Source organism: Streptomyces sp. NPDC005803 (assembly GCF_040630435.1).
GTDB lineage: Bacteria > Actinomycetota > Actinomycetes > Streptomycetales > Streptomycetaceae > Streptomyces.
Map to the genome: position 1 here is coordinate 216,991 of NZ_JBEXXO010000007.1, position 13,695 is coordinate 230,685.

The window sequence follows — 13,695 nt, forward strand, 5'->3', positions numbered from 1 at the left end:
CGCCGACCCACGGAACCAAGGAGCGCGCTATGACCGGGCACGAGCCCCCCGTCGAGATCGACACCAGCAAACCGCATCCCGCGCGGATGTACGACTGGTTCCTCGGCGGCAAGGACAACTATCCGGTCGACGAGCAGATGGCCCAGCAGCTGCTGGCCGTGGACGCGCGCGGCCGTGACATGGCGCGCGTCAACCGGGCGTTCATGCACCGCGCCACCCGCTGGCTCGCGGAGAACGGCATCCGCCAGTTCCTCGACATCGGCACCGGGATACCGACCGAGCCCAACCTCCACCAGATCGCCCAGCGGACCGCGCCGGACGCGCGCATCGTCTACTGCGACAACGACCCGATCGTCCTGGCGCACGCGGCGGCCCTGCTGCGCTCCACCCCCGAAGGCGCCACCGAGTACATCCAGGCCGACGCCCGCAGGCCCGAGGTCATCCTGGAAGCGGCCGGGAAGGTCCTCGACTTCGACCGCCCGATCGCCCTGTCCCTGCTGGCCCTGCTGCACTTCCTCGACGACGGGGACGGCGCCGCCGAACTGGTGGACCGCCTGGTCGACCAGCTCGCCCCCGGCAGCTACCTCGTCCTCTCGCAGACCACCGGCGACTTCGACCCCGAGGGCGCGGCCCAGGCAGCCGCCCTGTACAGGGCCCGCGGCATGACACTGCGCCCGCGCAGCCACGCCGAGCTCTCCGCCTTCTTCCACGGCCTCGAACTCGTCGACCCCGGTGTCTCGCTCTCCGCCGACTGGCACCCGGAGCTCGGCGAGGTCATCGAGGTCCCCGGCGACGAGCCGATCCCGGGATACGCCGGCGTGGCCCGCAAGGGCTGAGGCGGTCCCGAGCGGCACCGGCGGACGGCGCGCGTCAGGTCCGGTGCCGCCACAGGGGACAATGGACCCATGTCCCGACGCACCTCACGCCCCCGGCGGCCCTCCGCCGCTCCCGTCCCCCCGGTCACGGCGTCCTCGCCGTGCCCGTGCGGGCTGCCCGCCCCCTATGGCGAGTGCTGTGGGCGGCTGCACGCCGGGGCCCCGGCGCCGTCCTGCGAGGCGCTGATGCGCTCGAGGTACACCGCCTTCGTCGTCCGGGACGTGGCGTACCTGCTGCGCACCTGGCACCCCGACCACCGGCCGCGCGTTCTCGACCTCGATCCGGGGCAGCGCTGGCAGGGACTGGAGATCCTGGGGACGACGGAGGGCAGCGCCTTCCACACCACCGGTACGGTCACCTTCCGGGCGCACTTCACGGCCGGCGGCCACCGCGACTCGCTGCACGAGAAGAGCCGCTTCGTCCGGCACGAGGGCGCCTGGGTCTACGAGTCGGCGGTCTTCGCCGACTGACGTGCGGGGCCGCACCGCAGCGGCGCCCGCCCCGGACGAACGCGCGGCCCGGCACCGGCGACCGCGCCGGCCCCGCCGCCCGGCAACCCGCCGCGCCGGCCCCGGCCGGCCCGGCACCGGCGCCCGGCCCGGCACCGGCAACCCGCCCGGCCCGGCACCGGCAACCCGTCCGCCCCCCCGCCCCGGGCAACCCGCCCTCTCAGACCGGCGCGCCCGCCGGGGCCACCGGGGAGAGCTCCTGCGTGAGGTCCTCCGCGAGCAGCCGCTTGGCGATCACGTCGACCGCGGCGCGCAGCCGGGCATCGTCCGGAACGTCCGCCTGGTCGCCCAGCCGCTCATGGAGCCAGCGGGACCAGGCGTCGTTGATGGTCCTGGCCTCCCGGCTGCCCGCTTCGGTGTGCGTGAACAGATGGCCGTCCCCGGTGAGGTACCCCTCCTCGATCATCCGGTCGAAGACGGGCACCAGGACCTCCGGCGGAATCCGGTGCCGGGCGGCGATCAACCGGAGCCCCGCGTGGCCGACCATCCGGGTGAACAGCTCGACCTGCATCACCGCCCAGGCCCCTGCCATGTCGAGCCGGGTGTCGGACGAGGCCACGATCCGGCGGGCCGTCTCCGGGTCCACCCGCCGCAGGACCTTGGCCACCGAGAACTCCAGCAGCCGGGCCGAATCCCCGGCGCTGGGCGAGGCGAACCCCTCACCCATGTCGGTCGAGCCGGCCCGCGCCGTGTCCCGCAGCTTGACCTGCTTCAGGAACAGGGCCACCACGAAGCCGAGCACCGCGACCGGCACCGTCCACAGGAACACCGTGTGCAGGGTGTCGGCGTATGCCTGGGCCAGGGGCGCGGACTGGGCGTCGGGCAGCGCATGCAGACCCTGCGGACTCTGCGAGGCCTTCGCCACCACCGCCGGGTCACCACCCGCACGCACCGCCGCCGCGACCCCGTCCTTCAGGTTCGGGCCGAGCGAGTTGGCGTAGATGGTCCCGAAGACCGCCGTGCCGAAGGAGCTGCCGAGCGTCCGGAAGAACGTCACGCCCGACGTCGCGGTGCCCAGATCCGCGTAGTCGACGGTGTTCTGCACCGCGATGGTCAGCACCTGCATGCACAGCCCGATGCCGAGCCCGAGCACCAGCATGTACAGCGACTCCAGCCACACCCCGCTGTCCGGACCCATCCGGGAGAGCAGGAACAGTCCGACCGCCATGACCAGCGAGCCCACGATGGGGAAGATCCGGTAGTGGCCGGTCTTGCTGACCACGTTGCCGCTGAAGATCGAGGCGCCGAGCAGACCGATGACCATCGGCAGCGTCCGGACCCCCGAGAGGGTCGCCGAGTCCCCGTCCACGTACTGAAGGTAGGTCGGCAGATAGATCATGGCGCCCAGCATCGCGAAGCCCACGATGAAGCTGAGGATCGAGCAGACCGTGAAGACCGGATTGCCGAACAGCCGCATCGGCAGCATCGGTTCCTTCGCCCGGAACTCGACGAAGCAGAACAGGGCCAGGGCCACCAGACCGAGCACGAACAGGCCGATGATGACGGAGGAGCCCCAGGCGTACTCGTTGCCGCCCCAGCTCGTCGCCAGGATCAGCGAGCTCGCCCCGACCGTGACCATGGCGATGCCCAGGTAGTCGATGACCGGCCGTCCCGCGGCCTTCACGGACGGAATGGTGCGGGCGGCCGCGATGACCACCACGATCGCGATCGGCACATTGACGTAGAACGCCCAGCGCCAGGTCAGGTGGTCGGTGAAGAGCCCGCCCAGCAGCGGCCCGATGACGGTCGACACGCCGAAGACCGCACCGATCGCGCCCTGGTACTTGCCGCGGTCGCGCAGCGGGATCACATCGGCGATCAGCGCCATCGACGTGACCATCAGACCGCCCGCGCCGATGCCCTGGAGACCGCGCCACACGATCAGCAGCGTCATGTTGGTCGCGAGGCCGCAGAGGAACGAACCGGTGATGAAGATGATCGCCGAGAGCTGGAAGATGATCTTGCGGCCGAACAGGTCGCCGAACTTGCCGACCAGGACCGTCGCCACCGTCTCCGCCAGGAGGTACGCGGTCACCACCCACGACATGTGCTCGGCGCCCCCGAGGTCCGAGACGATCGTGGGCAGCGCGGTGCCCACGATCGTCTGGTCCAGGGCCGCCAGCAGAATGCCCAGCACGATCGTCGCGAAGACGATGTTCCGGCGGCGCGGATCGAGGAGGGGCGGTGCGCCGGCAACCTGCGGGGCGGGTGCGGTCTCGCTGGCAGTGGTCACCCTTGCACCCTCACACCACGCCCTGTCACCCGCATGCCGGGGGCGGCCGGATGTGTCAACTCAGCAGATCCCGCAGCGACGCCTTCATCCGCGTGACGAACGCCTCCCGCACCGGCGCTGCCACCCGGTCCAGCGAGAGGTACGGATTGAGGTCCTCCAGCTCGACGAGCAGGAGCTCGCCCGTCACGGTCCGGCACGCGTCGACCCGCTGGATGCCGTGGTCGAGGGTGTTCCATGCGATGAACGAGCGTGCGAACGCCAGATCCGCCGCGCTCGCCTCGTACGGCTCGAGCACCCACCGCTGCTCCGGGTGCGGTGCGTGCAGCGCGTACTGGAAGTCGTGGTCGACGAAGTAGAAGGACACCTCGTAGCGGAAGTCGATCCGCGGCTGGACGAGCTGCGTGCCGTCCTCCTCGGGCAGGAGTGCGGGGGTACCCGTGAACCGCAGCCCCACCGAGTCGGCGCCCAGCTTCGGCTTGATGACATAGCCCTCGGCCTCGGGCAGCAGCCCCAGATCCGCCGCCCGGTCCACCGTCGGTATCACCGGATACCCGGCGCGGCTCAGGTCCACGAGGTACTGCTTGCCCGCCATGTCGCCCCGGCCGGTCAGCGGGTTGTACACCCGCGTGCCGAGCTCGCGCGCGCGTGCGCGGAAGGCGTCGTACGCCTCTTGGTAGTGCAGCACCGGGCCGCTGTTGCGTACGACGACGGCGTCGAAACCCTCCAGCAGCGCGGCGGCGTCGCGCGGGTGGCACAGAGCGGTGTCGAAGTCCTCGCGCAGCCGCGACGTCAGGTGGATGTCCTCGTCGCAGTACCGGCGCCCGCGGGCCTCGTAGGCGAGGTCGGTGACGAACAGGACGGACGGGCGCGGGGCGGTGGGCATGGTTCTCCCAGGGGGTTTCAGGTCGGACGGTCGGTCAATAGCCTGGCGGTGCCGCCCGTCAACGACCCTGGAGCATCATGACGTCCGCCCCACAAGAGTCGCTCGCCTCGCAAGCACCGCCCGTGCCCGACATTCTCTCGCCCGCCTTCGCCGCCGATCCCTACGGGGCCTACCGGATCATGCGCGAGAGCCATCCGCTGATCCGGCACGACGCCACGGACAGTTACCTCGTCTCCCGGTACGAGGACGTCGAGCGGGTCTTCAAGGACAAGGCCGGGGAGTTCACCACCGACAACTACGACTGGCAGATCGAGCCCGTCCACGGCCGGACCATCCTCCAGCTGAGCGGACGCGAGCACGCCGTGCGCCGGGCCCTGGTCGCTCCGGCCTTCCGGGGCACGGACCTTCAGGAGAAGTTCCTCCCGGTCATCGAGCGCAACGCGCGCGAGCTGATCGACACCTTCCGGCACGCCGGCGAGGCCGACCTCGTCGACGCGTTCGCGACCCGCTTCCCCGTCCTGGTCATCGCCGACATGCTCGGCCTCGACAAGGCCGACCACGACCGCTTCCACGGCTGGTACACCAGCGTCATCGCCTTCCTCGGCAACCTCGCGGGCGACCCGGAGGTGGCGGCGGCCGGTGAGCGGACCCGGCGGGAATTCGCCGCGTACATGATTCCGGTCATCCAGGAGCGGCGGAAGGCGCCCGGCGACGACCTGCTCTCCGCACTCTGCTCCGCCGAGGTCGACGGCGTCCGGATGAGCGACGAGGACATCAAGGCCTTCTGCAGCTTGCTGCTCGCCGCCGGTGGCGAGACGACCGACAAGGCCATCGCCTCGATCTTCGCCCATCTGCTCACCCACCCCGAGCAGCTCGCCGCCGTACGGGAGGACCGCGGTCTCATCGACCGGGCCTTCGCCGAGACGCTGCGGCTCACCCCGCCGGTGCACATGATCATGCGCCAGACCGCCACCGACGTGGAACTCGGCGGCGGACGGGTGCCCGCCGGTTCGACCGTCACCTGTCTGATCGGCTCGGCGAACCGGGACCCGGCGCGCTACCGGGACCCGGACCGGTTCGACCTGTTCCGCACCGACCTGACCAGCACCACGGCGTTCTCCGCGGCGGCCGATCACCTGGCGTTCGCCCTGGGCCGGCACTTCTGTGTCGGCGCGCTGCTGGCCCGGGCCGAGGTGCGGACCGGGGTGAACCTCCTGCTCGACGCGATGCCCGACGTACGGCTCGCGGACGGGTTCGTCCCGTCCGAGCGGGGCGTCTTCACCCGGGGGCCACAGTCGCTGCCGGTGCGGTTCACACCGGTCGCCGGGCCCTGACCCCACGTCAGTGCCCGGCCGCCGGCTCCGTGGCTCCGGGTCAGCGGATGTGGCGCCCCGAGATCGCCCGTGCGATGACCAGGCGCTGGATCTCGCTGGTGCCCTCGAAGATCGTGTAGATCTTGGCGTCGCGGTACATCCGCTCGACCGGATGCTCCCGGCTGTACCCGGCGCCCCCGAGGATCTGGACGGCCTTCTCCGTCGCCGACACCGCGAGTTCACCGGCGCGCAGCTTGGACATGGAGCCCTGGCCCGCGTCGAAGGTGCGGTCGTTGCGGGCCATCCAGGCGGCCTGCCAGATCAGCAGCCGTACGGCCTCGATCTCCGTACGGATGTCGGCCAGCGCGAAGGCGATCGACTGGTTCTCGATGACGGGCCGCCCGAACGCCTCGCGCCGGCCGGCGTACTCCAGCGCGTATTCGTACGCCGCGCGCGCGATGCCCAGCGCCTGGGCGCCGACGGTGGGGCGGCTGACCTCGAAGGTCGCCATCGCCGCCTGCCCCTGGGCGTTGGAGCCCTCGCGGGCGCGGGCGATCCGGGCGTCCAGCTTCTCCTTGCCGCCGAGCAGGCAGTGCCCGGGCACCCGCACGTCGTCGAGGAAGACGTCCGCCGTGTGTGAGGCGCGCAGCCCGAGCTTCTTGATGGTGCGGCCCGCTTCCAGGCCCTTGGTGGCGGGCGGCACGATGAACGCGGCCTGCCCGCGGGCGCCGAGCGTCGGATCGACCGAGGCGACGACGACATGGATCTCGGCGATCCCGCCGTTGGTGATCCACGCCTTCTGGCCGGAGAGCACCCACTCGTCGTTGGCCTCGTCGTAGCGGGCTTTCGTCGTCATGGCGGAGACGTCGGAGCCTGCCTGCGGTTCGGAGACGCAGAACGCCGCCACCTTCGGGTCGTCCTCGTCGCCGTAACACTGCGGCACCCACTCGGCGAGCTGGTCGGGCGTCCCGGAGGCGAAGATGCCGGCGACGGCGAGGGAGGTGCCGAAGAGCGCCATGCCGATGCCGGCGTCGCCCCAGAACAGCTCCTCGTTGGCTATCTGGAGGGAGAGCCCCGACGGGTCGCCGTACATGTCGGCCAGCGACTCGAACCCGTACAGGCCGATCCGGGCCGCTTCCTGGATGACGGGCCAGGGCGTCTCCTCGCGGGCGTCCCATTCGGCGGCGGCCGGGCGCACCACCTGGGCGGCGAAGCCGTGCACCCAGTTGCGCAGGTCCTGCTGCTCCTCGGTGAGCGCGAGGGAGAAGTAGCTCATCGGCTCAGGCCTTCGGGATGTCGAAGTAGCGGGTGAGCCCCGAGGCCAGACCGACGTCGCCGGCGACCTTCAGCTTGCGCATCATGAACATCGTCACGGGATTGCCGTTGCCGGAGACCAGCTTGAGGAACTCGGCGTCGGCCATCACCAGCGTCGTGCGCGGCTCGGCGTCGGAGCGGCCCTCCCTGACGACGCAGGCGCCGTCCGCGATCGACGTCTCGTAGACCGCTTCGGTGTCACCGGTGATCTTCCAGCGGATCAGCGCCTTGAGCTGTCCCGCCGCCTCAGGGCGGAACTGCTGCTTCATCCGGCCGAAGACCTCGCCGAGCACCCGGGTGCGCAGTTCCCCATGCATCACCTCGCCGAGCTGTCTGGCGGACAGGCCCTTCACGATCCGCGCGAAGTCCTGAGGGGAGACGGCCGCGAAGTCGAGCGCGGTCAGTTCGTCGGTGAGGTTGCCGCTGCTGTTGTCGGCCACGCCAGTTCCTTACTCTGGAGTCAACTTACTTCCGAGTAAGGTAAGCGCAGGGCGGAGCCTTCGCAAGATGGCGGTGGGACGGGGGAGTCACCAGGAGCTGCCGGGGCGCACCGCCAGCCGGGGGTGGTGGGCGGCCAGCACCTTGTTGGCGCGGGCCAGCTCGGACAGGGCCTGCTCCCGGTCGGCCTGGTCCTCGATGCCGAGCCGCGGGCCGCGAAACCGGCGGACCTCGCGCGCGGCGCACTCGGCGTCGAACTCCGCCTCCAGGATGTGCGGCGGGATGCAGGAGCCGATCAGCGCCGCGATGCGGTCCGGGATCGGTACGGGTACGAGCAGGTGCGAGGCGGTCATGGGGGTTCCCTCTCGAATGGTGGCCAGGAGGTCGGGCGTCGCGGCCGCCGGTTGGGCGGCCGACTCCTCCATATGTACGGGACGCAGTTCCAGGTTTCTCGTTGAGAACGTCTCCGTGTGGCAACCGTTTGGGAGTGACCGGGTATTTCCCCTTACCCATAAGTAAGTTGACGCGCAGTGAAGGCCGTGTTCTGGCCGGAAACGGTTCTGCGGACGGATTACGGCGTGGAGTCGTCGGCGCGGGACTGGAGTTGGAGCGCCCGCAGAACGGCCTCCGTGGAGAACCTGCTCTGCGGATCGGTCAGTTGCTGACCGAAGATGGACTCCAGGTTGCGCATGCGGTAGCGGACCGTCTGCGGGTGCACGTCCAGGAGTTCGCCCATGTGGGCGGCCGTGCCACGGGTGTCGAGCCAGATGCGCAGGGTCTCGATCAGGCGTTCCCGCCGGGTGGCGCTGATGCCGGCGACAGGTGCGAGCTCCCGTCGGGCGAGCTGGTCCAGGAGGACCGGGTCGGACAGCAGCCACAGGGTGAGGAGGTGGTCCTCGCAGAGGATGGACGGCGCGTCGTCGATGACACCCGCGTCGACGAGTTCGAGGACTCGCCTGGCCCAGCGGATCGAGTCCGACGCCAGGGCGGTGGGAACGGTCAGCCCGATCGCCACACGGGTGCCCAGGAGTGTCTGGTCGAGCATGGATCTTCGCGCGTCGTCCAAGGGGCCCGGGATGAGCAGATGGGGCTGGGGGTCGCTGAGGTCGACGAGGATGTCGCGGTCGGCGCCGGCCCGGTCGAGTGCGGCGGGGGAGCGGGCGGCCACGAGGGTGACCTCCTCGGGGAGGGTCCACCCGGTCTGCTCGCACAGTTCGGCGATGGCGGTACGGGGTACGGGATGCCCGGCCAGGATCAGGTGGAGCAGACGCCGGCGCACGGCCTCGCTCTGTTCGCCGGTCTGGGACTGCACCTCGAGGAAACCCTCGCGGGACAGTGATTCGAGTTCGTCTATGTAGGTGAAGAGCGCATCGGCGAAGCTGAGCATCAGGGTGGGGGAGAAGTTGTAACTGCGGCCGACCTTCTTCGCCCGTCGCAGTGCGACGCGCGCACCGAGCCGATAAGCGCCCTGGAGCGTTTCCATGGTCCGGCCTTCGTAAGCCTCGAAGCGTCCGAACCGGCGGCACATGTCGTCACGTAATGAGGTCGAGGTGGACGGTTCGGCCACCAGGTCGACGAATGAGGAGAGACTCCGTTCCACGCCGACGCGAATGGCCTGGCCGTTGGGGCCGCTGAGCAGGCGCGCGTACTCCGGATAAGCGCGGGTGACCTCGACACCGATCTCCTTGATGAGGCTGGGAAGTTCGGGCCGCATAATCGCGGCGAACTCCTGGGGGAGTGGTCCCAGCGGATCCCCCGTGTCCAATGGAGAAATGACTTTCGGCATGACGTGTCCCCTTGCTCTCCAGAACCCGGTGGGGGGTGAGGCGGTGGGGGAAAGCGCTCCCACGTACCGACAGGTGCGTACCAATTCCGCGACGAAGATAGACCAAGTCGACTGCTGTGCACACCACTTGTGCAAGATCGAAGTGCAGGGTGCACACAGTTCTGCGCGGTTGCGGGGCTCCGGTGCAGGTGGGGAGGGAGTGGTCAATTTCGGACAACTGCCGGGAGTGTGGCCGATATCGCCAGGTGCCGGCCGGGAGGCGCCGTCCCCCGGCGGGCGCGGCGGCGGGTGCGGGTGCCGGGGGCCGGTCCGGCCGGAATTTTGCGCACCAAGTGACAATCGGTCTTCGCCGTTTAGTGACCTGCGGACGACAAAAGAAGCTGCTGGCGAGAATCTTGGCCAGCAGGATTGTGCTGGAAGTTTCTCGCAAGTAACGTCACGGCCTGTCACAGATTATATGTGGCCGAGAGTGTACGTCTCCCCTCGGAGAAGTGGTTCGTAGTCGCGCTTCGTGCCCCTTGGGCAGCTGTGGAGCGCGTCCCCGCAAGCAGTGCCGCCCGCATTGTCGAATCGGAGGAACTAACTGTGCGTAATACCCTCAAGAAGATCGCCGTCGCAACCGGCGTCGCTTCTGTGGCTGTCGTGCTCGGGGCCACCCAGGCCATGGCATTCCCCGCCACCACATGGACGGTCACGCCGAACCCGGCGCCGTTCACCGCCGTGTCCACCAACACGGTCCTGTCGGTCAGCGGCATCCCGCTCACGTGTCCGACGGCGACCGCGGCTGGTTCCGCGTTCAGCGCCACCGGCAACCCCGCCACGGTCGGCAACATCACCTCGGCCACCTTCGGGACGACGGCCAGCCCGTGCACGAGTGCGCTCGGCCCGGTGACGCCGGTCGCCACGACCTCCCCGGCCTGGCAGCTCGTGGCCCAGGACTACACCTCCGGTGTGACGACCGGCTACATCAAGAACATCCAGGCCAAGCTCACCGTCCTCACCTGCAGCTTCAACGTCACCGGTGAGGTCAACGCCAAGTACACCAACAGCACGAAGAAGCTCAACGTCTCCAACTCCAGCGCCCATCAGCTGACCGTCTCGGGCGCCACCGCCGCCTGTGCCGGGATCGTCGCCAACGGGGCCCACCCGACCTTCACGGGCGACTACAGCGTCACGGGAATCACCAGCATCATCGGCACCTGACGGACTGCCGGGCAGCCGAATGCTCCAGCAGACCGCACCGCGGGTCCCCTGCAGTGCGGTCTGCACCGTCGATGAGAGGGAATGACGAAGGATGACGATGCGCGGGACAGCAGGGCGGAGTCGCGGGCGTGCGACAGTGCGGGGCGGAGCCGTTCTGACCGCGGTCCTCGTGGCCGGAATGATTCCGGGTGCCCAGGCATCCGCCGGTGGTCATGACGTTCGCATCGACGTGCGGTACGGCTGCGATTTTCCCTCCGGGGCCGCGAAGGCCGCTGTGCGGGTGTCCGCGACGGTCCCGGAGGGCGGCGCAGTCGACAAGCCCGTTCAGCTCACGGATGTGAGCACCGAACTGACCCTGCCCGAGGCCGGGCTGCCGGACCTGGCTGCTGTCGGGGCGGAACAGGTCGAGGTGGAGACGAAACTGACCGTCGGCGTGGCGCAGGGCGACCACACCGCCGAGACGGTCTGGATCGGGACCGCCGAGGGCCCGGTGGCCGTTCCGGACGCGGAGAATCCCGCCCTCACCTCCTCCGGTGCCGTTCCCTCGGTGACCGCGGGTTCTTCCGGCGATCTCGTCTTCACGGCGGGCAAGCTGACCGCGCTGCTGACCTCGCCGCCGTCCGGCGACGCCTCCGCCGAACCTTCGGCCCTGCTGCTGACGTGTACTCCGGAGCCGGACCAGGACCTGACACTCGCGACGGTGCGGATCGCCGGGGATCCCGAGTGGCCGTCCCCGGAGCCCTCCGGGACCAGGGAGGGAACGGCCGCCGCCGGGGGAGGCTCCGACGCCGACGAGGCGACACCGAAGGTGGGGGAACCGGGCAAGCAGGCCCTTCAGGACCGGAAGGCGCCGCCCTGCACGGGTGACCCGGAGGACCAGTTCAGCCTGAACGCCTACGTCACCGGCTACGCGGACGTTCCCAAGCTCAAGAGCGCCACACTGTTCCCGGTCGCCTGCACACAGATCGAGCAGGGCCTGACCCAGATCAAGTTCCAGGACGGCCTGATCCATATACTCCAGGACTCGACGGCGACCCTCGACTATCAGGGCAAGCTGCAACTGCCGCCTGCCACCGGCACGTTCCTGACCTTCGGCTTCATGCCGACGACCGCGACACTGGAGATGACGCAGATTCCTCCGGCCGCCGGCCCGGACGGCAAGCCGGTGCCCAACGTCCACTCCGACCTGACGATCCTCAGCCCCGGCAACAGCGTGGGCACGACGACCATCGACCTGAATCTCCGGCTCCGGCTGTTCGACGTGAAGGTCAACGGCGTCGCCCTGGACGTCGGCCCCAACTGCCGTACGGAGCGCCCGTTCGCCCTGCCCCTGCGGGGGGAGATGGTCCTCAAGGACGGGGTTCAGTCCGGCTACACACTGGTCACCGGCGGTGCGCTCACCGGCCAGGTCACCGTGCCGCCGTTCTCGGGGTGCGGTGTCGGGGAGGACCTCGACGACCTCTTCACCGCCTCGATCTCGGGCGTCCCTGGTGCCGTGAAGCAGGTCCAGGCGGCTCCCTGTGCGGCGGCGCAGCACTCGCCGACCGTGTGCACGGAGGACAGCCAGCCGGTTCAGATTCCCAAGCCGCAGCGCTGAACCGCGGCCTGTCCCGCTGTTTTCTCCGCCGAATCCGAATCATTCCATTCCGCTCGGCCCACCAAGAAGTGAGGGAGTAATGAGAGCTGTCCCGAAGAGATGGCGCACCGGCCTCTTCGCCGCCGTTGCCGCCGCGGTGGTCGCGATCCCGCTGACTCCTCTTTCCGCCTCCGCCGCCGTCAACGCCGCCAGCCTGAACGGGGACTGGGCGCCCTTCTCCCGCTGTCCGGTCGACAATCCCGCTATGCTCGCGGCGGACGGCCAGGACCTGGTCGCGTCGTGCGTGTCCTCCTACTCGCCCAGCGGAGCCATCAAGCTGGGTACGACCGTGGCCACCACCGGCGCCAACGACATGCAGTTCGGAGTCGTCCAGGACACGGCCGCCGGCACGTTCAAGGTCATTCCGCCCGCGGGCGGAGCCCTCGTCGGAGCGCCGACGACCATCCCCGGCGGGCTGCTCGGGCTCATGTGTCCCAGTGACATCCCGGTGGTCACCGCCGTCTGCAACCAGATCACGGACGTCAGCCTGAACAAGGTGAAGGCCACGGTGGAGTCGGCCGGCACACCCACCGAGTTCAATCTGCTCGCCGGACTGAGCACGGGGCAGCCGATCGTCAAGCTGCCGGTCCGCATACACCTGGAGAATCCGCTGCTCGGCTCCAACTGCTACATCGGCACGGCCGCGGACCCCGTGATTCTGCGCCCGCAGAACACCACTGCTCCGGCCGTCGCCATCCAGCGCTTCGACGGCGACGGCACGCCCAACGCCGACGAGGGGGCGATGCTGAGGTTCGCACTCACGGGGAACACCCAGGGCGACACCACGTTCTCCGTGCCGAAGGCCACCGGCTGTGGCCTGGGCGGAATCCTGAGCTGGGCGGTGAACCTCAAGACGGGCCTGCCGTCGCTCTCCGGGGACAACCACCTCACGCTGAACAACGCGTCGACGTACAGCGGTGCGCTCACCGCTCCCGGGCTTGTCCTTCCCGACGCCGGCAAGGTGCTTTCGCAGTACTGGCACTCCGCGGTGAAGTAAGGCCCGGCGGACGCGCGGAGGTTTCGGTGCTCCTTTGCGCACTTTCCGCCGGCGGCCGATGCCCGCCCCGTCCGAGAGGTTATGCGGACGGGGCGGGCGTCGTTGTGGGGCCGCTCCCTCAGGAAGTGAGCACGGTCAAGAGCGGTAGGCGCCGCGAAAGGACTCACATGTCGACAAGCCCGGGACGGTCCCTGCTCACCTCCGTACAAAAACAATGCCGCTGCCAACAGCCGCGCAAGAAGTTCAGGGACCGCTCTTGCGAAGGCAGGTTACTGAGCCGTAGCGTCCAGGTGAGCAGCGCGGAAACGTGTCCACGATTGCTCGTTCGACGGACGTGGAGTCCAGGTCGCGCCCCCTCGGGTCCGGATTTCGCACCGGGAATTCGGTGGACTCGATTCCGTTCGCCAGGGGCGTGTGTCCCGCAGTCGGGGGCCCGTGGATCCGGCCTCCACGGACCGTGGCACCCCGACCCGCACACCGGAGATCTTGCGCAGTCTCCGACAAAGC

General features: G+C 69.5%; 12 protein-coding genes. 6 read left to right on the plus strand and 6 right to left on the minus strand.

Annotated elements, in window-relative coordinates; translation table 11 throughout:
- Positions 1-29 precede the first annotated feature (29 nt).
- Positions 30-836, plus strand: a complete 807-nt coding sequence (locus ABZ454_RS12900; protein ID WP_356318547.1) for an SAM-dependent methyltransferase — start codon at positions 30-32, stop codon at positions 834-836.
- Positions 837-905: 69 nt separating this feature from the next.
- Positions 906-1,346 (plus strand): YchJ family metal-binding protein, encoded by a 441-nt coding sequence (locus ABZ454_RS12905; RefSeq protein WP_356318549.1) that lies wholly within the window; start codon positions 906-908, stop codon positions 1,344-1,346.
- Positions 1,347-1,545: 199 nt separating this feature from the next.
- On the opposite strand, the gene ABZ454_RS12910 is transcribed toward ABZ454_RS12905, so the two are convergent.
- Positions 1,546-3,618, minus strand: coding sequence for an MDR family MFS transporter (locus tag ABZ454_RS12910; protein WP_359537694.1), 2,073 nt, complete (start codon positions 3,616-3,618; stop codon positions 1,546-1,548).
- 55 nt (positions 3,619-3,673) lie between these two features.
- Positions 3,674-4,501: a hypothetical protein gene (locus tag ABZ454_RS12915; RefSeq protein WP_359537696.1), complete on the minus strand. Its 828-nt coding sequence runs from the start codon at positions 4,499-4,501 to the stop codon at positions 3,674-3,676.
- A gap of 77 nt (positions 4,502-4,578) precedes the next feature.
- On the opposite strand from ABZ454_RS12915, the gene ABZ454_RS12920 reads away from it, so the two are divergent.
- Positions 4,579-5,835 carry a cytochrome P450 gene (locus ABZ454_RS12920; protein ID WP_359537697.1) on the plus strand — a complete coding sequence of 419 codons (1,257 nt, stop codon included), beginning with the start codon at positions 4,579-4,581 and terminating at the stop codon, positions 5,833-5,835.
- Between the two features lie 40 nt (positions 5,836-5,875).
- Here ABZ454_RS12920 and ABZ454_RS12925 read toward each other — a convergent pair whose 3' ends face one another.
- The 4 genes from ABZ454_RS12925 to ABZ454_RS12940 all read right to left on the minus strand — a co-directional run bounded on the left by ABZ454_RS12925 (position 5,876) and on the right by ABZ454_RS12940 (position 9,352).
- A complete protein-coding gene (locus ABZ454_RS12925) occupies positions 5,876-7,090 on the minus strand; it encodes an acyl-CoA dehydrogenase family protein (protein ID WP_359537699.1) in 1,215 nt (404 codons plus the stop codon).
- A gap of 4 nt (positions 7,091-7,094) precedes the next feature.
- The gene (locus ABZ454_RS12930) at positions 7,095-7,568 is read right to left on the minus strand and encodes an SCP2 sterol-binding domain-containing protein (protein ID WP_359537701.1); all 474 of its coding nucleotides are present in this window, start codon (positions 7,566-7,568) and stop codon (positions 7,095-7,097) included.
- 87 nt (positions 7,569-7,655) lie between these two features.
- Positions 7,656-7,919 (minus strand): hypothetical protein, encoded by a 264-nt coding sequence (locus ABZ454_RS12935; RefSeq protein ID WP_356318559.1) that lies wholly within the window; start codon positions 7,917-7,919, stop codon positions 7,656-7,658.
- 218 nt (positions 7,920-8,137) lie between these two features.
- A complete protein-coding gene (locus ABZ454_RS12940; RefSeq protein ID WP_359537702.1) occupies positions 8,138-9,352 on the minus strand; it encodes a helix-turn-helix domain-containing protein in 1,215 nt (404 codons plus the stop codon).
- A gap of 585 nt (positions 9,353-9,937) precedes the next feature.
- On the opposite strand from ABZ454_RS12940, the gene ABZ454_RS12945 reads away from it, so the two are divergent.
- The 3 genes from ABZ454_RS12945 to ABZ454_RS12955 all read left to right on the plus strand — a co-directional run bounded on the left by ABZ454_RS12945 (position 9,938) and on the right by ABZ454_RS12955 (position 13,188).
- Positions 9,938-10,555 (plus strand): hypothetical protein, encoded by a 618-nt coding sequence (locus ABZ454_RS12945; RefSeq protein ID WP_356318563.1) that lies wholly within the window; start codon positions 9,938-9,940, stop codon positions 10,553-10,555.
- Positions 10,556-10,652: 97 nt separating this feature from the next.
- A complete protein-coding gene (locus ABZ454_RS12950; protein ID WP_359537703.1) occupies positions 10,653-12,152 on the plus strand; it encodes a DUF6801 domain-containing protein in 1,500 nt (499 codons plus the stop codon).
- Positions 12,153-12,231: 79 nt separating this feature from the next.
- The gene (locus ABZ454_RS12955; protein ID WP_356318567.1) at positions 12,232-13,188 is read left to right on the plus strand and encodes a hypothetical protein; all 957 of its coding nucleotides are present in this window, start codon (positions 12,232-12,234) and stop codon (positions 13,186-13,188) included.
- The last annotated feature ends 507 nt before the right edge of the window (positions 13,189-13,695 follow it).